This window comes from Flavobacterium kochi (genome assembly GCF_048286715.1).
Lineage (GTDB): Bacteria > Bacteroidota > Bacteroidia > Flavobacteriales > Flavobacteriaceae > Flavobacterium.
This window is the reverse complement of record NZ_JBLVPW010000002.1, coordinates 81,523-100,587: the sequence shown is the minus strand read 5'-3', so window position 1 is coordinate 100,587 and position 19,065 is coordinate 81,523. Positions and strand designations below refer to the sequence as shown.

Sequence of the window (19,065 nt, the reverse complement as noted above, 5' to 3'; positions counted from 1 at the left end):
TTATACAAACATTTTCTTAAATCTATATGCTCAATCTAACATATATATTTTTTTTGTATTACCAAAGGACTCCAATAAATTATAGTTTTCTAACCCCTCAACTGAGACCAGTAAAAATCTAAAAACACTACGTTTTACTTCACTGGCACTAGAGTACAGAACGCTAATAATTCAAAAATTTACGCCCAGCCCTGGAAAAATTTTATAAAATTGTCTTTGTATTGATCGGTGACCGCAATAGTAACCTTACCAATCTGGACTGAATTTTTTGTTGCGGCCTTTATTTTATCCAGTGATACAATGAAGGACCTGTGGATTCGCATAAATTTGTTTTCAGGAAGCTTTTCTTCAAGCGATTTCATACTGGTCAGTGACAATAGGGGCTTGTCTTCGCTCTGCCTGAATACCTTTACATAATCTTTCATGCTTTCTATATATATAATATCGTCCACGGCAATTCGAACGAGCTGATATTCAAATTTTAGATAAATATAAGCTACTTCTGTTTCAGGAATTGTCGGATTAATGCTTTTTATTTCCTGTTCCGGGTTTCGGATCAGCTCGAAATAAGCCAGCGCCTTTGCAACAGATTTGCTGAAATCAACAAAGCTAAAAGGCTTCAGCAGGTAATCGAGCGCATCTACTTTGTAACCGTCAAGTGCATACTGATCAAAAGCTGTTGTAAAGATGATTCTTAAATTACCTTTTACACGATACTGTTCCACGATCTTTGCCAGTTCAATCCCATTGATGTCTGGCATTCTAATATCCAGAAACAGCAGGCCAATGTCCTGTTCATGGATTGCTTTTAATGCTTCGATGGCGTTTGAAAACTGGCCCACTAATGATAAGGATGGCGTTTGTTCAATATAAGAAACGATAATCTGTAACGCCAGCGGTTCGTCATCAACCGCGATACATTTTAATATCATGAGATTTGCAATTTTAAGATTACACTGTATTCCTTTTGAAGGAGATCTTCATTAGTAACTAATTCGTACTTACCGGGATAAATCAAATCGAGTCTTCGGCGGGTATTAATTAGACCAATCCCGTTGCTTTCTTCTTTGTTTAGGGTTTGATTTTCAAATATGGAATTGCGTACTTCAATCTGTATGAATTTTTCGGACTGCTCAATTCCTATGTAAATATAGCTTGGATAAATGCCGCTAATTCCATGTTTATACGCATTCTCAACAAAAGGTAAAAATAACATTGGAGCTACCTCTACTTCTTTGATACTGGCAGGCTTTTCAAATATTACCTGTACTTTATCTGTTATTCGCAGTTCCATAAGTTTAAGATAATCCTCCACAAAACCAATTTCTTTACTTAGGGTTGTCAGATTGTTTTTGGTATCATAAAGTACATAGCGCATCATGTGTGATAAGGTATATATGGCTTCCCGGGCAGGTTGATTTTCCGTACCTGCCAAGGCATAAATACTATTGAGTATATTGAAAAAAAAGTGAGGGTTGATTTGTGATTTAAGGAACGATAATTCCGAAGTGACTTTTTCCTTTTCAAGACTTTGTCGCATTTCGGTTTCGGCCTGAAGTTTTTTGGCAACACTTATAACTGTGCTGGCTCCCACTATTAACAAGGTTATTATAATTTCGCTTAAATTTGAGATCAGACCATGCTGGTTATCTTTTACTGAAATTTTAAAATGTTTTCTCAGTATCGCATCAAGGTTTAAGAGTGTATCGAAACTGTCACTAATGTACAGAACGGATAGCAGTAGCAGACATATCGCGATAAAGAAAAAACCATTCTTTCCTTGAAATAAAAGCTTAGGTACAACTATTTTATAGGTGAGGTAAAACACTGCGATCCATAAAACATACATGAAAATTTGCTTCAACCAAAATTCCAGTGGAAAGCTAATATTCAAATACAGTGGCATACTTTGAACGATAAGCAGTCCAAAAAAGAGTAATGCTTTTGAAAAAATCGAAATATCTTTAACTGAAAATGGTTTCATCATGTACAAATTAAAAATAAATATACGGAATAAATCAAGTCCCAAAATGGAAATCGACAGTTTCCCATAGAATACCGATAGATAGGCCTACTTCACCTGAGAAAAACAAAAAGTATCGTATTCCATTAACAGAACCGGGCATACCTAAAGACCCTTCAGAAATAAAAAATGAGAGAAACGGGTTTCCAGAGTAAAAAACAGTAGCCATCACAAATTTGATTGAGGCTGTCGCCTATTAACAACATCCCTTTCCGGGCAAAGATCTGGCTGAAACTTTCTGATAAAGTATCAAATATCAAAAAAAGCAACATTCAGATTGCCAATCAATTTACCCTTATTTTTATATTTATTTTTTCGTAATTTTGAAATAAATGGATTATTAAAGTGGAGCTTTCAAAATCCAAACTTTGTAACGAGACCAAAACATATATGATATAATGCCTAACCGCCTTTATTAACACATTAAAAGCACACTTTTTACTTATAATTTAAAAATAAATATATGCGAGTTTCTGTCATCCGAAAAAATGTAATATTTACCCCTGATTCCAGAAGAGTTGTTGCCCGGTATTTTATAAATGGCGATGAACGAACCAAAAAAATGGTAAGCCATATAATGATGTTGGACGAAAAACAGGTTATAGATACCCTGGAACACACACTCCGTGAGTTTGCCAGACGGCATCGCAATATTTCCAGCACCTTTTTTAGGCATTGCGAAAAAATCAGAGGAATCATTGAAGGGATGCAAATCAATTATGACGGTCTGTCAGATGAACGAAAAATGCTTATTGGTTCCTATTGTACAATGGAGTATGCTATAGAGTCCGCTGCCTTTTTCAATCCTTCCATCATAGAAGATTTAGATCAGTCAGGCCTCGAAATGGGTGAAAAAAGGGTCATTATTTCGTTCCGTGCCACTGGCGAAGGTCATATCTCATCCATCGTTTTTAGAAGGGGAATCCTGGACAAGAACAACCATCTCCAGGTGATGAAAATTGGAAATAATATTGATAAAGCGGAGATTGTACATAAAACGTTATATAACAAAGAACGATTTTTGATGAAATTGGCAGAAATGCATACTTCGAACAAATACTCGACCTTTATTATGCAGGACCTGCCAGATGAATTTGAGTATGCTGTATTAAAAAACATGGTAAATAAAGCCTTAAGCGATCCTATGATTCGTCAGGAGAGAAGAACCGCTCTCAAAGAAATCATGTGGTTGGCGGATTCGTTTTATGATTTACAATTCAAGCACGATTCCGATATTACCGAACGTGTTATATTTCCGATATCTGATTCTGAAAGTCGCGGTATTGAAGATGCCCGTTTTGTGCGCTTTATGGATGATGATAAGTCAGAAAGAATCATAGCAACTTATACGGCTTATAATGGCCATGTTATTCTTCCAAAACTTATTTCTACTGAAGATTTTTACACGTTCCGTGTAATGCCTTTGCATGGAGCTGGTGCCCAAAATAAAAACCTGGCACTCTTTCCTAGAAAAATAAAAGGCAAATATGCCATGCTTTCCAGAATTGACGGGGTTAACAATTACCTTATGTATTCTGATAGAGTTACACAATGGAACGATCCCGTTATGCTTCAGGAGCCGCGTTATCCTTGGGAATTTACACAAATCGGAAATTGTGGATCACCGCTTTGGACCGAAGAAGGCTGGTTGGTTATTACCCATGGTGTAGGTGCCATGAGACGCTATTGCATAGGGGCTTCGCTGTTTGATCTTGATGATCCTTCAAAGGAAATTGGAAGACTTAAAGAACCCTTGCTTTCCCCTTTAGAAGATGAAAGAGAAGGTTATGTACCCAATGTAGTGTATTCTTGCGGTTCAATTATTCACAACAACAGCCTTATATTACCCTACGCTGTATCCGACTATTCATCTACTTATGCCGTAGTGGATATGGTAGAATTAATGGACGCATTGAAGAAAAGTAAATGATAGTTTATTAAGGTATCTTATATGGGTAGAGAGAGTCCGAAACCTTTATGCTAGTCTCTGTAAATACAAGGGTCATGATACATTATTTAACACAGGACCACTAGACTTTCAGCATTTTTATTTCTAACTATGTTAAGGTAAGAAATAAGTATTTATTGGTTAATTTTCGATTCAATAAGTAATAATCCTTGTATTCAAAGAGTTAAGAAGTGCTTTTTTTCTTAATAGACATAATTATCATAAATCTATTTTAGGCATTATGTAAAAATGCTTCGGCTGGAATACCAAAATAATTTTTAAGCTTTTGAGCCATTTTTAAGGTAATTTCACGTTTGCCCGACAATATTGCCGAAACATGTCCTTTGCTCCCTATAATAGGTTCTAAATCTTTATTTTTCATACCCATTTCTTGCATTTTTATTTTGATTACTTCTAATGCGTCAAGTTCAGGCATTGGATGGTGCTTGTCTTCATAATCTTTTATCAAAACAGCTAATACTCCAAGCTCGTCATCTTCGGGCGTATTTTGTTCGGCATGAAAAATTTCTATAATTCGTGTAACGGCTTTTTTATGTTCTTCTTCTGTTTTTATTACTTTCCAGTTCATTTTTTCTATCTATTATAAGTTATAAATTGTCTTTGTATTCAATTGTTTCAACATCAATTTTATCGTACTCTGAATGTGTGCCAAACCAAATAGTATAACAAATTTTGCGTCTAAAATTAAATGATGCAATTAGTCTATAATCATTTCCTTTAATATTAAAAACTACTCGTTGGTTGTTGACCAAACTTGCGTTTCCATAAACTTCTTTTAACTCGTTGAAATTCTCAAAATCTTTTTTAAGAATTTCATTATACCAGGTTAATAACTGGTTTTTTGCCTTTGGATATTTTTCGCTATAATGAGTTATTGTATTTCGGCTTATGATATTCATTTATCAAAGATACAACAAAAGTTTTCAATTTGCAAACTTTTGCTTCTCATCTTTAATACATTAATATTGGCAATAGAAGTTTATATTCTTACGGAAGTCTTTCTTCGATCAAATCTTTGTAAATTGTAAATCTCTTTCTTTCATCTGAATAGTCGTTAAGTATGCGACTGAAATTCTCTGCTAGGTTTTCTATAAATGTTTATCTCCCATTGTTTCTAATAATGTTAAGGTAATAGTCAAAGGATTAAGGACAAATCGAATTTTAAGAATAATCCTTTCGTGACGGTCGGCTAAATATTGTAAGTGCTTAGGGTGTTTGTTGTTTTTATTCTGTAAAAAATCATGTAATAATTCGTCTCCCGAATCATATAGCTTGTAATTATCATTTTGTAATTGGTTAATATCAAGCTTACTTCCAAAAGTTAATTACTATTATTTCCCTATTTAAAAGCAATCAAACCAATAGCATTGGCAAACCCACTTTACTTCATTTTATTACCGCTGTACATCCCTTCTGAAAAATATTGGGAGCCCTCGTCCGTTACAAATAATACTAACTCAGCTTCTGAATTAGTGCTAATTGTTATTTCTTCCTCTTTTATTATTAAACTCTCTTTTTTTTTAAGGGCAATACCTTCATTTACTACTACATTTCCATTGAAAACATATAATAGATACGTAAGACTTTTTTGTGCAGGAATAGGAAGAGTTGTACTGGCACTCACAAGCTTCATGTCATATATCCATGTTTGGCTGCTAAACTGGAATGTTGTTTCCGTTGTTGGTGAGGCTAATAATCTCCATTTGTTCTGACTATGCAATTCTTCTAAATCAAGAAATACTACTTCAGGATTTAAGTCTTTACTGCCGGGGCGAATAAAAATCTGCAACCCTTCCAATGGCTCACCCTCGTCGAACATTTTTTCTTCGTGATAGAATAATTTTCCTGCTTTCATTAGCATTAGTTTATTTTTTCCAATAAACTCAACGTGGCCTTCAGAGTCTCTGTGCTCTGTTTTTCCACTTCTGAAATAAGAAAGAATTTCATCATTTAGATGTGGATGCATCGGTACGATGTGATTACCCTTAAAGTAAGCATGATCAATTCTTCCTATACTTCCTATACTTGTATCTTTCTTTTTATTTTTTAAGCCAGGATAGAGTATTTTTATCGGACCTCTTCCTTCCATTATTGACTCGTCTATTTTTTGTAGCATATTTTTAAATTTAAAAGAACCGAAGAATGAAATTTCTTCGGTTCATTACCCCTGAGTTAAACAAATTGTGCAAATACAAAGGTAAGATGTGTTTTGTTTATAGATTTCATTTTTAATGTTTTGCATTTTTTAATGTTTAAATCTAAGATTACACTTTGTACCGGATAGGATCGTATTAAAATTATTGCTGAGCGGTTACGAAGGAATAATCGGTATAGCCTTTTTCTCCACCTCCAAACATGGTTGCGTTATCCGGTGCGTTTAACGCTGCCCCAATTTCAAAGCGCCTAGGCAAATCCGGATTCGCTAAAAACAAACTGCCATACGAAATCATTTTAGCAATTCCTTTTTCTAACTCCGCCTCGCCAGTTTCTCTGCTGTAACCTGCATTCGCTATAATTGGAAGATTGCTTAAGCGACCAAATGTTTCCATCACATTTTTAGGATAATGAGGATAGTTATCCAATGGGGCCATAGCATTCATTAAATGGATATATGCTAATGGCATTTTATTCAATTCTGCTATTAATGGCGTATACTGGCTAACGGGGTCACTGTGCTCCATAGCGTTAAAAGTATTAGTGGGTGATAACCGTATCGCCACTTTATTACTGCCGATAGTGTTTACCATCTCTTGCATTATTTCTAATACGAAACGGTTTCGATTTTCAATAGTTCCTCCGTATTCATCCGTTCTCTGATTAGCGCTTTCCGCTAAAAATTCATTAGGAAGATACCCAAACGCAGCATGCAGCTCAACACCATCAAAGCCAGCTTCCATCGCATTAACCGCGGCTTGTTTGTAGTCTTGGATAATTTGTTTTACTTCAATAGTTGTCAATGCTCTTGGAGTTTCATACTCTTTTAATCCTTGCGAGGTAAAATGTTGCTGTCCCTGAATTGCAATTGCTGAAGGAGCAACAGGAAGGTTTTCATTTCTGTCAACAGAATGACCAACCCGTCCCGTATGCCAAAGTTGCGCGAAAATTAATCCTTCTTTTGCATGAACCGATTGCGTAACCTTTTTCCAGGCACTAATTTGTTCCTGAGAATAGATTCCGGGTGTCCACGGACTTCCCACAGCCTGCTCAGAGATAGTAATCCCTTCAGAAATAATCAAACCCGCAGCAGCTCTTTGCGTGTAGTATAAAACAGTTAAGTCTCCAACTACACCATCGTTATTTGCGCGGCTTCTTGTCATAGGAGCCATTATCATGCTGTTTTTTAATCTAAGATTTCCTAGTGTAATGCTTTTTAAAAGTTTCATATTATATATTTTTTTTGTTTTATGATACAAAGTTAGGGTGTTTTGCTATACATTTGTAACCTGTTACATAAAGGATACCGATTACAAAAAGAATACTATGCATACAAGAAGTACATGTGAAAAAGCGACTGATGAGTCTTGCGTAAAGGCTAGACTGGCCATTCGGGACACCCTGGACATGGTTGGGGGAAAATGGAAATTGATATTAATATCAATTTTGACGGACGGAAAAAAGAGATTTAGAGAGCTATCCCGTGAAGCTGGGATCAGCCCCAGGATACTATCCAAAGAGTTGCAGGAGCTTGAAATGAACGGCTTAGTAAAACGAACCGTATGTGATACTAAGCCAGTAAGTGTAGAATATTCTTTAACTCCCTACAGTGAAACGCTTTCGGAAGTTATCAGTGCATTGCACAAATGGGGTGTTCAGCATCGCAAGAAGATTATTGAAAATGAAATTTAACCAGTGGCATTTTTAATTTTCAACTGTTTCTTATAATTTAGGTCCAATACTATTTTATGGTATCGATAACTTGCTTCATGAGTCGCAAGCTTTTCAGTTTGTCCTGATGATTAAAAATTGGACTGGTAATCATCAGTTCATCAATACAGGAATAATCTATAAATTGCTGCAGTTCGGCTGTTACTTTCGCTTTGCTTCCAACAAATGAACAGGCTGTCATTTGGTTTACATGAAAAAGTTCCTCATCACTCATAATACCGACTAAGGAATCAACCGGAGGCTGCAATCCTTTTCTATCGTTTCGTATTAAATTCAGAAACATTTGCGTCAGACTTGTTGACAAAATTTCAGCTTCTTTATCGGTATCTGCGGCTATCGCATTAACACATGCCATAGTTTTAGGTTGGTCCAAAAATGAAGAAGGCTGAAAATTCTCGCGATAAAATTCAAACGCCTGTAAGAGCTGTTTCGGTGCAAAATGCCCTGCAAATGCATACGGCAATCCATTGGCAGCAGCCAAAGCAGCGCTGTCCATACTGGAACCTAAAATCCAAACAGGAACTTTTGTCCCCTCTGCCGGAAAGGCACGCACATTTGCCTTACAATTTTCCACAGAAAAGTAATCTTGGAGTGCAGCCACATTTTGTGGAAATCGTTGTGATTGTTCAAAGAAATCTTTTCGAATAGCTTGTGCGGTCAGCGAATCGGTTCCCGGCGCCCTTCCTAAACCCAAATCAATCCGGTCAGGATAGAGCAGTTCCAATGTTCCAAACTGCTCCGCAACGATAAGCGGTGAATGATTTGGCAACATAATTCCGCCCGAACCAACTCGAATATTTTGCGTTTGACTGGCAATATAACCAATCAGCACAACCGTTGCGGAACTTGCCACGTGTGCCATATTATGATGTTCGGCTAACCAAAATCTCTTGTAACCCAAACTATCGGCAAGTTGCGCCACGGCTTTTGTTTTTTGCAATGTTTCGCCGGCGTTGCTATCTTGGGTTATTATTGCTAATTCTAATATAGAAATTGGAATATTTTTTGTCATTTAAATTTCAAATTTTGAGCAAAATTAAGCATTTACACCAAAGGTCGATATTCTTGCATGTTAATTGAATTATAATGTTTTAAAACCGACCAATGCCTGTTTTTTACTCAAAAACTGCCGTATTTGATAAATCCAAAAAGGCAGATAGTCAGCGCATGAAAAAGAAGCTGACATTAGAATTGAAAACAGTAAGGTAAAGCAGCATCACTCCAGTATCCTTTTTTTTCATTTGGAGCCCCGTATTTACTCATAACGCAAGGCTTCTATAGGATCCATCCGGGAAGCCTTAAGTGCCGGATAGTACCCAAAAAATACACCTGTGATAAAACAGACAAAAAAAGAAAGCAAGACCGAGGATTGTGTTATTAAAGTAGGCCAATTCATAAAATGAGTGACCAGTTTTGTGGCAGAGATTCCCAACAGTACACCCAGTACTCCACCCGTAATACTAATCATAATGGCTTCGATTAAGAACTGCATCAGGATATCAATTCCTCTGGCACCAAGAGACATTCGCAATCCAATTTCTTTAGTGCGTTCCGTTACCGAAACGTACATAATGTTCATAATCCCAATCCCTCCTACTATTAGTGATATTCCGGCAATAACGGTCAACAATACCGTTAAGGTCTGGCTTGTTGAAGAAAAAGTACTGATCAGCTCCGCTTGTGTTCGCACCGAAAAATCATCTTCGGTTCCTTTTGTCAATTTATGAGTTGCCCTTAAAATCTTTTGAATCTCCATAACCGCATTATCTGTTGCATTTTCATCAATAGCCGATGCAAAAATAGATTGATAATATGTAGTGGAAAGAATTCTTTTTTGTACCGTGGTAATTGGCGTAAGAATCACATCATCCTGATCCTGACCGAATGTATTCTCCCCTTTCTTGCTCAGTATTCCAATTATTTTGAAAGGAACTTTTTTAAACCGAATGTTTTTCCCCAAGATCTCTTCCCCATTAGGAAATAGATTTTTCACTATGGTTTGTCCAATAAGGCACACTTTGGCAACTGATTTTACATCCTGATTCGTAAAAGAACTTCCCTCCTGCAAGGCCCAACCGCGTATCGATAAATATTCCGGATAGACACCCTGTATCGAAGTAGACCAATTGTAAGGTCCATTAATGACCTGTCCTCTTGAACTTACCGAAGGTGAAATGGCATTAATCGCTACGGAATACTTTTGCAAAGCTTTGACGTCCAACTCGGTAAGGGTTTGTATACTCCCAATATCCATTCTGGGTCCTCCCATCACATTGCTGATGGGTCTAATGGTAATCATATTGCTGCCCATACCGGAAATCTGACTTTGAATACTTTGCTTGGAACCCTGACCGATGGCAATCATCGCAATAACTGCGCCCACACCAATGATAATTCCAAGCATCGTCAGAAATGCGCGCAGGGTATTGCGTTGAATTGCTTTCCAGGCGATCCGTATGAGATTCATTATTTTCATTTTTTTTCAGGTATCAAATCAACTAATGGCGGAAGGCTTTGTAAGACTTCTTTTGCATTGCGTATGTTCTTATTGACGTTGTTGTTTATGATTTTTCCGTCCCGAAGTGTAATGGTCCGTTTGCTAAATGCGGCAATATCCGGTTCATGTGTGATAAAGACAATCGTTTTTCCGCGTACCTCATTTAATTCCTGCATCAGCGCCATAATTCCGTACGAGGTTCTGGAATCAAGATTTCCGGTAGCCTCATCGGCAAGGATCATGACGGGATCGTTGACCAATGCCCGTGCAATAGCTACGCGCTGTTGCTGTCCTCCTGACAACTGGCTTGGGAGATAATGAATCCTATCGGAAAGAGCAACAGATTCTAATGCACTCAGGGCCTTTTCCCGACGTACTTTCGCTGAAATTTCAGGATTATATAGCAAGGGTAATTCCACATTTTCAATTGCCGATGTCCTTGCCAATAAATTGTAAGACTGAAAAATAAAACCTAGTTTTTGGTTTCGAAGCCTTGCCAGCTCATTTTTTGACAACGTGTTCATATTGATTCCATCCAAAACGTAATCTCCTGCCGTTGGTCTATCCAAGCATCCCAATATATTCAATAAGGTCGTTTTTCCGGAACCGCTGCTCCCCATAATCGTGACAAATTCACCGGAATTAATGGTAAAACTCACATCGTTAAGTGCTTTAACGATTTCATCTCCCATCTTGAATTCCCGTCTCAGGTTTTTTATGTCTACAATAACTGAATTCATTATTCCTATGTTTTTAGCACATCAATATCTTGGACCTCCGGCGAGGACTGCGTTGGGCACCATTGTCTTTACTTTCACCAATTACCGCACGCGTTATCACTTCTTCATTTGGCGAAAGTCCTTCTGTTACTTTAACATTGACATCATCATTCAATCCAATTGTTATCACTTTTTCTAGTAATGTATCCCCTGATTTATTCCATACATACGCTTTTTGCCCAGCTTCATTCACACTGGTAGTTTTATCTAGAGGTTCTTTTTTAAAATTCCTCTTTTCGCTGCTGTTCTGTTGACCTCTTCTCGCAGGCACGACGATGTAACGGCTTGTCAACGTAGAATCCGGTTTGAAATTTAAAGCCCTGGACGGAATCATTAAAGCGTTAGGGTCTTCTTCTGTATAAATATAAATACTGGCAGTCATCCCCGGTTTGAGTTTCATGGTAGTATGATCCACATTAATCAGGGTTTTATAAGTAACCACGTTCGCGGAAACCGAAGGGTGAAGCAAACCTTCCTGAACCTTTCCCTGAAAAACATCATCCGGAAAGGCATCTACGGTAAAAGTCACTTTTTGTCCCGAATGTATATCACCAATATCTGCTTCGTCGACAGCCGCACTAACCTGCATTTTGGTAAGATCTTTTGCAATGACAAATAACGTGGGCGCATTAAAACTGGAAGCGATTGTCTGTCCGGCACTAACATTCCTGTTGAGCACCACACCATCAATTGGGGAATAAATATTGGTATACGAAAGATTTTTATTTATGATCTTCAATTGCGCAAGCGAATTATCAACCGCAGCTTTGGCCGTTTCAATTTGATTCAGTGCTAACTGATAATCGGCCTTACTGATAATTCCCAATTCGAATAATCGATTTTGCCGGTCATAATTGGCGCGCTGAAAACTCAGATTACTTCTTGTATTGGCAAGATTCGCTCTTGATTGTTCGGCTTGCGCCAAAAGAATGGAAGGGTCTATTTTGGCCAACAATTGCCCTTTTTTAACTACATCATTAAAATCAACATAAATGTTCTTTACAACACCAGAAACCTGTGCTCCTACCGAAACGGTGTCAACGGGCTGAATGGTTCCGGTAGCGGTGACACTTTTGGCAATAGCACCATAACTTACCTTAGCCGTTACGAAAGTTATGGCTTCTGTTTTTTTTCGAAATACAAAATATAAAACAGCGGCAGTTGTAATGAGAATCAAAACGGAAATCAATACTATTGTCTTTTTTTTCATCGCAACAGTTTTTATGGAATTCCGGAATTACCCCAGTAAAACCCATCCCTGATTGAATGCAATACGGTGACTGACCTTGACTTATTCTTTTTTATATTGTCTCATTAAAAAAAACAATAACATGCTGATAATAACTATTTTAAATTTTAAAAAAAGCACTTTAAACCTTATCAAATTTAAGATTTTTTTTCCTAAAATCCCTTAGATTATTCCTTAAGATTCTTCCAAAAAAAAACATTGTTCAGGAATAAATGCACTCCTCAAACAATGTTTCCATTTTAATTTTTTTGTTACAAAAGTAAAAAAGCAATACTTTTATTATCTGCCGAAGTCATCCTGCAAACGAACAATATCGTCTTCATCAGAAGGATTTTCAGGGTCTGTGTGTTGCCAGATTTCGGCTACTATGCCCCATGAATCCAATCCGATCAAGCGATGACGTTCTCCCTTGTCCATTTGGATAAAAGTACCCGGAGCCAATTTTTGAAGCGCTCCTTCTTCGTCTGTCAGACTTGTTTTAACCCCTACAATTCCAGAGAGTACTTTCCATATTTCTGCTCTGCGATGGTGAAATTGCCATGACAGGCGTTTGTGTGGAGCAACTACCAAAATTTTGGGACTTAACTTATTTGTAATTCGAATCGCATCCATTCCAAGATGCGGGAAAAACTTAGCGGCAAAAGCACTCGCCTGACTTTCATCAATCACAAAAAAACCTCCCCAAGGACGGGTTTCATCTTGTTTTATAACGGTGAAATTTTCTTTTTTTAATGCTGCCGCAAGCTCTTGAAAAACAGCGCTTTTTTCTAAATTATCAGGTAGGTTCAGATTCATTTTAATTGTTTAAAAAGTAATAGATATTTGGTTGATCTGTGTTGATCTATTTTGTGCTATTGCCGGTTTCTGTAAATAATAAAATCGTTGGATTTCAATTTTGGGGTTCCCATCAGGATTTTTGCTCCTTTTGGAAGCCTGATATCTTTTGCTAAGCCAAAGTTAATGACTACTGTGAGTGTATCGCCTTCAAAAGACCGGGTAAACAAAATTTGATCGTCATGATGCTCCAATCGCTCGTATTTCCCATATTGCAACACTTTTTCATTATTCCGTAATGCAATCAATTTTTTGTAATTATTAAGAATAGTATTTTCTTTGCTCATTAAATGCTGCACATTGGCCTGCTTGTAATCCGGATTAATTTTAATCCACGTTTTCCTGTTTGAAAATCCTGCGAAAGCATTTCCATTCCATTGCATCGGACTGCGCGATTTGTCACGGTTGTGCTCATTCCCTTCAACAAGCGCTTCATCAGGATTTTTACCTTTGGCTAAGGCCAGTTCATAATGAGTCCTTCCCTGTATGTCTACCATTTCTTTCAAATTCCTGGCAATAATATTATGCATCCCGATTTCTTCTCCGTAATAAACAAAAGGAACTCCTTTTGCGGTAAGCATCAAGGCCGCTAATGCCAATGCTTTATGCGGATTCCCGTCGGCCAATCGGTCCATCATTCTGGGCATATCATGGCTTCCAAAAAACAAAGTCGGATAATTGTTCATGTTTTTCTCCATGCTTTGCAATTCATCAAAAATACGTTGCGAGGAAAATGTTTTGATGCTTCCAAAGTTAAAATTAAAAACAACATCCAACAAATCTTGCGATTGATATTGCTTTAAAACCTCAATTTTGTCACTTCCAATTTCACCAACTATAAATCGGTTATCGTACGCATTTACAGTTGATTTTATTATTCGCATGGCATTTTTTACTCCCTCCTGATCAATGTCGTTAACATGCTGCTGCTGACCCGCTACAATTGGATTGTCGGCTGTAATTCCGTTGGTGTTTAAAAAATTAATCACATCCAGTCGAAATCCATCCACTCCATTATCCAGCCAAAACCGCAACACTTTTTGAACCTCAGCAACCACTTTAGGATTGGACCAATTGAGATCGGCCATTTTTTTATCAAATTTATGATAGTAATATTGATGGGTTAAAGTATCTTTTTGCCACGCTGTTCCGCCAAAGAAAGATTCCCAATTGTTGGGTTTATCTTTCCAGATGTAGTAATCCCGATACGGATTGTCAATTGACTTCCGGGATTCCTGAAACCATTTACAGTCCGTAGAAGTATGATTCAGCACCAGGTCCATAATTACTTTTATTCCTCTTTTATGGGCTTCTTTTAAAAAAGTATCAAAATCAGCTTTACTGCCGTAAGTGGGATCCACCTCATAATAATTGGCCACATCATAACCATTGTCCACTTTTGGAGAAGTCAGAAAAGGCGTGAGCCAGATTCCTTTTATCCCTAATGATTTCAAATAGTCCAACTTAGTGGTCATTCCTTTAAAATCACCATATCCATCTCCATTGCTATCCGCATAACTGGGCATATAGATTTGATAAAAGACCGATTCTTTCCACCAATCCTCCTGGTTTTGGGTATTTTGTGCCTCCATTGAGCTACTATCCAATATAAAAAAAGAAAGTAGTGCAACGATTACTATGCTCGATTTCATAGGCAATCCCTTTTATTTTTTCTGTTGAAATTTATAATCCACCACTATACCATTCACCAGCATTTTAGTGCCTTGGTAGGTAACTGTTCCCACTGAGGGAACACAAACTATTATGGCTGCACTTTCTGGCGCAATCTTTATTTTAACGGAAGAAGCAACATTACGCGCAACAAAGCGCCCGGCTACCGTATTGTATAAATCCACTTTTTTTCCTTTTTTAACAGCTATCGAAACTGCCTTATCAGTGGTGTAGGGATTATAATATAAAAAAGAAGGATAGGCTTTATCACTGTAAAAATCAGTAGCCAATAAATTTAACTGTAGTATGCCGACAACATCTGTTACACGGATAATACTTCCAAAAATCCCGGCGTGGCCACTGCCATAAACACTGAATTGAGATTCCTTTGGATTTTCCCCAGGTACCCAAAGCGGTCCATCACCTTGTGCCACAGGACCTTTTAAATGCTCATGTTCTTTGTAGCTGGATTGACGAATCAGGCCTTCATAACCGATTACTCCTTTTGAAACTTCAGCCAGTTCAGGGTTCGTTTCATGCTCGTCCGGCATGTATTGCGGGTAAAAAAAGCGGGATGCATTTGCTGCATTCAACATCCATTTACCAATTGCCCCGGCATACGATTGATCGTATCGAACCATAGGAACTAGTGGCCAGGCCGCATCATAAGTGTTCATTAAAAATCCGTAACCTCCATGATCTACCGTGCTGCCCACAATTCCTGAAATATCAATTCCATTCCAGTTACCGACCAGTACACCCCACCCTTCACGACATACAGCAGTTCCGTCAAAGCTCCAGGCCAACATTTTATTGGTGTCATACTTTTTACCCCGCTCCGCATTGATTCTCGCCGATAAATAAGCTCCAAAAGGCATTAGTAATTCGTAGGTTGGATTTATCGGTTGCGATTCCAGGGCAGTTAATGCCCGCATCGCTCCTTTTAAATAGCGTGGATCACCAAACTTTTTATAGGCTGCATACAGAACCCAGGCATGACCGGCTGCTGCATCAGGCTGCGCACAGATGTTGTTTTTCATCGGTTTCATTTTGCCATAATCAAAATAGGAATAGTTATAATTTCCATTCAATATGGAATCGGCCTTGAAAAATTTTTCTGCGATACTTTTAGCAATTTCCTTAAAACCCGGTTCCTTAGGATATTTGTCATAAACAGCATAAAACAAAAGGTTCGGATATACATCGTACCACCAGTCACGCCCATAACCTCCCCCTAATAAAGCAACTTCCGGGCAGGTATTATTCATCATAATATCCCAGCCTGCTTCTTTATTATAATAGTTTTTAAGCATTGCAACATAGTCCAGATTTTTTTGTTTGCTTTTGTCAATCCCAACCAAACTAGCTCCTAATGTAGCACCCATCGTCGCAAGCGCTTCGTGAAACATTCCTTTATTATGGCCTGGTCCTTGTCTTACATCACCGACCGCAGTATACATTCCGACAACATCTTGAGAAAAATTCTTTTTGCTCTTGTCCATCCATACCATAGGCCAGAATTTTCCTTTGGCATTGAAATCATACACCGTACTGTCAAAACTGACCGCCAGTTTTTTATAATCGATGATTTGCAATGGTTTTGGCAGGTTTGGCATTTGATCCACACGAGCAATCTTTTGTTGTTTTACCTGGGCTGTTCCATTTATTCCGAAAAGAATAAAAAACAGGCCCACCAATGTGATTTTGAAAATAGTATTCATTCCTTATTTTTATTTAGTTGTAAATATATTTTAAATAGTAACCGTTGCATTACACCAGCTTTTCTGCCACTTCATTCAGCACTTTACTATCAATTTTTGTTTCATCCGGCGAAAGCAATTTTCCTTGCGCTATAATTTTCTTGGCTACAAAAATAGAACACAATTGCAATAGTGCCACAATTACAATGGCATACCGTAACGCAATTTCAGTAGAGATGGAGTACGCCAAAACCAGAAATGTCCCGGCACCCAAAAACCTGCCCACAAACAAACCTGCTTCATGATTTAGAATATAAGCAAATTCTCCTCTTTTTTCTATTTTGGAAACGATATCGATGACTTTAAACTGGATTGGAAAATACGCCAAATCCATTAGTGGTTTTGCAATCAGTAACAACAGGATGAATAAAATTACCCCTGTCTGATTAAATAACAATCCATTGATTACTGCTCCTAAAGCAAATAATACCAGTCCCGCCGTGAATATTTTTATACGGTCTGAAGGTTTAGAGAGCCTCCCTAAAACGTACATAATTACCGCTGCAATTACTGCTCCTATGGATTGTGCAGTTCCTAACGCTCCTTCTTTACCTAACAATAACATAATCAGCATGGCGGGCGCCGTTACCAGAAAACCCTGTACCAAACCTTTCAACAAGGATAAAGATAACAGTTTATACCACAGTTGATGAAATTTAAAAAAAACATATTGTTTCTGTTCCGGGTTTTTAAATGTTCCCCTAAAACAAACTATGGATGCTACAACGGTCACTAAAAACACGATTCCGGTAATGATCAGATAGGCGGTATGTATTTGTGCTTCGTCACCGCTTGATTCGATAAACCAGCCGATAGTAATCGGAATGATAACGGCTATAATGGTATAGAAAAAAGTTTCCAAGCCATAATAATAATTTCGATTCGTATCATTGGTAATGGCCAGTGCCAGATAATCCCTGTTAGACCAATAGAAACCAAAAGACAATCCCATGGTAATTCCGGCGAATCCAATTCCCACTAAATCTAGCGTTTTCAACGACATCATAATCATCATGGAAACGCCGCTTAGCATCATTCCGGCCGAATATAATTTTCTAATGTTAAAATGTTTCAACAAAAAACCATTCAATAAAAAGGTAAGCGGAATTCCGGTGTAAATCGTAAGCTGATAAATTACCACTTTTACGGGATCATTGGAGCTTCTCATTACATAGGCAGCGACAAAAATATCGATCACGGGTAAAACGATGGCATAGACAAGATTGGTAAGTACCAGAATTTGAAAATTATGAGTTTGGCTTTTAAAATGACCAATTTCTATTTGTAGTTTCTTGAACATTAGTTAAATTTTAAAAGTGAATAAATGTCATTAATAGAAAACTCCGCGCCACAAACAAACTCATCTGAAGCACCGTAATAAATGGTAACGGTATCACCATCAGGATGTACCACATGCCCGTTGGTAAATACTACATTTCCAAAAAAACCAGTCAGTTCATATGTTGCAGTAGGCACCATAATAGGTTCTTCTGTTCGTGCAATTACTTTTGTCGGGTCTCCTAAATCCATTAAAAAAGCCCCTAAACAATATTGATGTGCTGCATTGGCGCCATGATAAATAGACAACCAGCCTTTTTCCGTTTTTATCGGAGCAGCACCGGCACCAACTCTTTTACTATCCCATAAACCGGCTCTGGTTTTAATAATACAATGATGATTCCCCCAGTGTAACCCATCCGGAGAGGAAGTGATCCAAATATAATTCCCTCCAATATCAACACTGCTTGGGCGGTGTAAAGCGTAGTACATTCCATTAATTTTTTCGTCAAAAATGGCACAATCCTTATTGTGTGGAGGCAACATCATTCCGTGCGATTCAAAATTTCTCCAATCCGTTGTGGTGCGTAAACCTACTCCTACTCCATTATCAGAAACAGCTGTATACGTAAGATAATATTTATTTTCGAGTAAAGTTACCCTGCAATCTTCAACGCCAAATGTTTCCAGCATTCCTTCACCAACTAAAAGCGGATAATTCTCCGGTTCATAAAAATGATGTCCATCCTCGCTGCATAACAATCTCAGGTGAGACAGCGTCGTTAAATAATCAACTCCCTTATAATTAATTACTCTTGCGTCGCTCGCATCCAAGTCAGGGTCGTTAGTAGGAATTTCTATAATTTTAATGGCCCCTGTTTCCGTTAGAATAGGAAAAGAAATAATGTTCTCTTTTTGTTCCGGTCTTTCGGCTACACGAACAATCAACCATGTTTTTTCTTCAAATCGAAATACGCCCGGATTAAGAAGGCAGGTAATTTGCAACCCTTCTCTACTGGCAGGTAAATCTGCCGGGGACAATAAAGGATTTTGTGTGAAACGTTTTGCGATATCTTTCATGCTATTCTATTTAGTTTTTAGTTTTTGATTTCTAGTTTTT

17 protein-coding genes are annotated in these 19,065 nt (G+C 37.7%); 2 read left to right on the top strand and 15 right to left on the bottom strand.

Features of this window, described 5'->3' with window-relative positions; translation table 11 throughout:
- Positions 1 to 179 precede the first annotated feature (179 nt).
- Together ACNQGH_RS02895 and ACNQGH_RS02890 are read right to left on the bottom strand one after the other, a co-directional pair.
- Positions 180 to 932, bottom strand: a complete 753-nt coding sequence (locus ACNQGH_RS02895; RefSeq protein ID WP_417954482.1) for a LytR/AlgR family response regulator transcription factor — start codon at positions 930 to 932, stop codon at positions 180 to 182.
- The gene (locus tag ACNQGH_RS02890; RefSeq protein ID WP_417954481.1) at positions 929 to 1,984 is read right to left on the bottom strand and encodes a sensor histidine kinase; all 1,056 of its coding nucleotides are present in this window, start codon (positions 1,982 to 1,984) and stop codon (positions 929 to 931) included. Before ACNQGH_RS02890 ends, ACNQGH_RS02895 begins: the two co-directional genes overlap by 4 nt.
- Before the next feature lie 502 nt (positions 1,985 to 2,486).
- Between ACNQGH_RS02890 and ACNQGH_RS02885 the strand changes: the two genes are divergently transcribed.
- Positions 2,487 to 3,953, top strand: a complete 1,467-nt coding sequence (locus tag ACNQGH_RS02885) for a glycoside hydrolase family 130 protein (RefSeq protein ID WP_417954480.1) — start codon at positions 2,487 to 2,489, stop codon at positions 3,951 to 3,953.
- Positions 3,954 to 4,203: 250 nt separating this feature from the next.
- Here the strand turns inward: ACNQGH_RS02885 and ACNQGH_RS02880 are convergent, their stop codons facing one another.
- From ACNQGH_RS02880 to ACNQGH_RS02865, 4 genes are all read right to left on the bottom strand, one after another.
- The gene (locus ACNQGH_RS02880) at positions 4,204 to 4,560 is read right to left on the bottom strand and encodes a helix-turn-helix domain-containing protein (protein WP_417954479.1); all 357 of its coding nucleotides are present in this window, start codon (positions 4,558 to 4,560) and stop codon (positions 4,204 to 4,206) included.
- Positions 4,561 to 4,579: 19 nt separating this feature from the next.
- Entirely contained in the window at positions 4,580 to 4,891 is a 312-nt protein-coding gene (locus ACNQGH_RS02875) for a type II toxin-antitoxin system HigB family toxin (RefSeq protein ID WP_417954478.1), read from the bottom strand.
- A 482-nt stretch (positions 4,892 to 5,373) separates the two neighbouring features.
- Positions 5,374 to 6,108 carry a pirin family protein gene (locus ACNQGH_RS02870; RefSeq protein ID WP_417954477.1) on the bottom strand — a complete coding sequence of 245 codons (735 nt, stop codon included), beginning with the start codon at positions 6,106 to 6,108 and terminating at the stop codon, positions 5,374 to 5,376.
- 181 nt (positions 6,109 to 6,289) lie between these two features.
- Complete coding sequence (locus tag ACNQGH_RS02865) at positions 6,290 to 7,375, bottom strand: alkene reductase (RefSeq protein ID WP_417954476.1); 1,086 nt, start codon at positions 7,373 to 7,375, stop codon at positions 6,290 to 6,292.
- 37 nt (positions 7,376 to 7,412) lie between these two features.
- Here ACNQGH_RS02865 and ACNQGH_RS02860 point away from each other — a divergent pair, with 37 nt between their 5' ends.
- On the top strand, positions 7,413 to 7,838 hold the full coding sequence (locus ACNQGH_RS02860; RefSeq protein WP_417954475.1) for a winged helix-turn-helix transcriptional regulator: 426 nt from the start codon (positions 7,413 to 7,415) through the stop codon (positions 7,836 to 7,838).
- A 49-nt stretch (positions 7,839 to 7,887) separates the two neighbouring features.
- Here ACNQGH_RS02860 and ACNQGH_RS02855 read toward each other — a convergent pair whose 3' ends face one another.
- From ACNQGH_RS02855 to ACNQGH_RS02815, 9 genes are all read right to left on the bottom strand, one after another.
- Positions 7,888 to 8,889, bottom strand: a complete 1,002-nt coding sequence (locus ACNQGH_RS02855) for an LLM class flavin-dependent oxidoreductase (RefSeq protein ID WP_417954474.1) — start codon at positions 8,887 to 8,889, stop codon at positions 7,888 to 7,890.
- A gap of 243 nt (positions 8,890 to 9,132) precedes the next feature.
- The gene (locus ACNQGH_RS02850) at positions 9,133 to 10,353 is read right to left on the bottom strand and encodes an ABC transporter permease (protein ID WP_417954473.1); all 1,221 of its coding nucleotides are present in this window, start codon (positions 10,351 to 10,353) and stop codon (positions 9,133 to 9,135) included.
- On the bottom strand, positions 10,350 to 11,114 hold the full coding sequence (locus ACNQGH_RS02845) for an ABC transporter ATP-binding protein (protein WP_417954472.1): 765 nt from the start codon (positions 11,112 to 11,114) through the stop codon (positions 10,350 to 10,352). Before ACNQGH_RS02845 ends, ACNQGH_RS02850 begins: the two co-directional genes overlap by 4 nt.
- A gap of 13 nt (positions 11,115 to 11,127) precedes the next feature.
- A complete protein-coding gene (locus tag ACNQGH_RS02840) occupies positions 11,128 to 12,363 on the bottom strand; it encodes an efflux RND transporter periplasmic adaptor subunit (RefSeq protein WP_417954471.1) in 1,236 nt (411 codons plus the stop codon).
- Between the two features lie 318 nt (positions 12,364 to 12,681).
- A complete protein-coding gene (locus tag ACNQGH_RS02835; RefSeq protein WP_417954470.1) occupies positions 12,682 to 13,197 on the bottom strand; it encodes a cupin domain-containing protein in 516 nt (171 codons plus the stop codon).
- Positions 13,198 to 13,253: 56 nt separating this feature from the next.
- A complete protein-coding gene (locus ACNQGH_RS02830; RefSeq protein ID WP_417954469.1) occupies positions 13,254 to 14,888 on the bottom strand; it encodes an alpha-amylase family glycosyl hydrolase in 1,635 nt (544 codons plus the stop codon).
- Between the two features lie 12 nt (positions 14,889 to 14,900).
- Complete coding sequence (locus ACNQGH_RS02825; protein ID WP_417954468.1) at positions 14,901 to 16,628, bottom strand: hypothetical protein; 1,728 nt, start codon at positions 16,626 to 16,628, stop codon at positions 14,901 to 14,903.
- A gap of 49 nt (positions 16,629 to 16,677) precedes the next feature.
- The gene (locus tag ACNQGH_RS02820; protein WP_417954467.1) at positions 16,678 to 17,967 is read right to left on the bottom strand and encodes an MFS transporter; all 1,290 of its coding nucleotides are present in this window, start codon (positions 17,965 to 17,967) and stop codon (positions 16,678 to 16,680) included.
- Positions 17,967 to 19,025: a glycoside hydrolase family 130 protein gene (locus tag ACNQGH_RS02815; RefSeq protein ID WP_417954466.1), complete on the bottom strand. Its 1,059-nt coding sequence runs from the start codon at positions 19,023 to 19,025 to the stop codon at positions 17,967 to 17,969. The genes ACNQGH_RS02820 and ACNQGH_RS02815 overlap by 1 nt, the downstream gene beginning before the upstream one ends.
- Positions 19,026 to 19,065 lie beyond the last annotated feature (40 nt).

Bases quoted from the DNA above. Each gene is read 5' to 3' on its own strand.
- ACNQGH_RS02895 (WP_417954482.1), bottom strand. From the start codon at position 932: ATGATATTAAAATGTATCGCGGTTGATGACGAACCGCTGGCGTTACAG.
- ACNQGH_RS02890 (WP_417954481.1), bottom strand. From the start codon at position 1,984: ATGAAACCATTTTCAGTTAAAGATATTTCGATTTTTTCAAAAGCATTA.
- ACNQGH_RS02885 (WP_417954480.1), top strand. From the start codon at position 2,487: ATGCGAGTTTCTGTCATCCGAAAAAATGTAATATTTACCCCTGATTCC.
- ACNQGH_RS02880 (WP_417954479.1), bottom strand. From the start codon at position 4,560: ATGAACTGGAAAGTAATAAAAACAGAAGAAGAACATAAAAAAGCCGTT.
- ACNQGH_RS02875 (WP_417954478.1), bottom strand. From the start codon at position 4,891: ATGAATATCATAAGCCGAAATACAATAACTCATTATAGCGAAAAATAT.
- ACNQGH_RS02870 (WP_417954477.1), bottom strand. From the start codon at position 6,108: ATGCTACAAAAAATAGACGAGTCAATAATGGAAGGAAGAGGTCCGATA.
- ACNQGH_RS02865 (WP_417954476.1), bottom strand. From the start codon at position 7,375: ATGAAACTTTTAAAAAGCATTACACTAGGAAATCTTAGATTAAAAAAC.
- ACNQGH_RS02855 (WP_417954474.1), bottom strand. From the start codon at position 8,889: ATGACAAAAAATATTCCAATTTCTATATTAGAATTAGCAATAATAACC.
- ACNQGH_RS02850 (WP_417954473.1), bottom strand. From the start codon at position 10,353: ATGAAAATAATGAATCTCATACGGATCGCCTGGAAAGCAATTCAACGC.
- ACNQGH_RS02845 (WP_417954472.1), bottom strand. From the start codon at position 11,114: ATGAATTCAGTTATTGTAGACATAAAAAACCTGAGACGGGAATTCAAG.
- ACNQGH_RS02840 (WP_417954471.1), bottom strand. From the start codon at position 12,363: ATGAAAAAAAAGACAATAGTATTGATTTCCGTTTTGATTCTCATTACA.
- ACNQGH_RS02835 (WP_417954470.1), bottom strand. From the start codon at position 13,197: ATGAATCTGAACCTACCTGATAATTTAGAAAAAAGCGCTGTTTTTCAA.
- ACNQGH_RS02830 (WP_417954469.1), bottom strand. From the start codon at position 14,888: ATGAAATCGAGCATAGTAATCGTTGCACTACTTTCTTTTTTTATATTG.
- ACNQGH_RS02825 (WP_417954468.1), bottom strand. From the start codon at position 16,628: ATGAATACTATTTTCAAAATCACATTGGTGGGCCTGTTTTTTATTCTT.
- ACNQGH_RS02820 (WP_417954467.1), bottom strand. From the start codon at position 17,967: ATGTTCAAGAAACTACAAATAGAAATTGGTCATTTTAAAAGCCAAACT.
- ACNQGH_RS02815 (WP_417954466.1), bottom strand. From the start codon at position 19,025: ATGAAAGATATCGCAAAACGTTTCACACAAAATCCTTTATTGTCCCCG.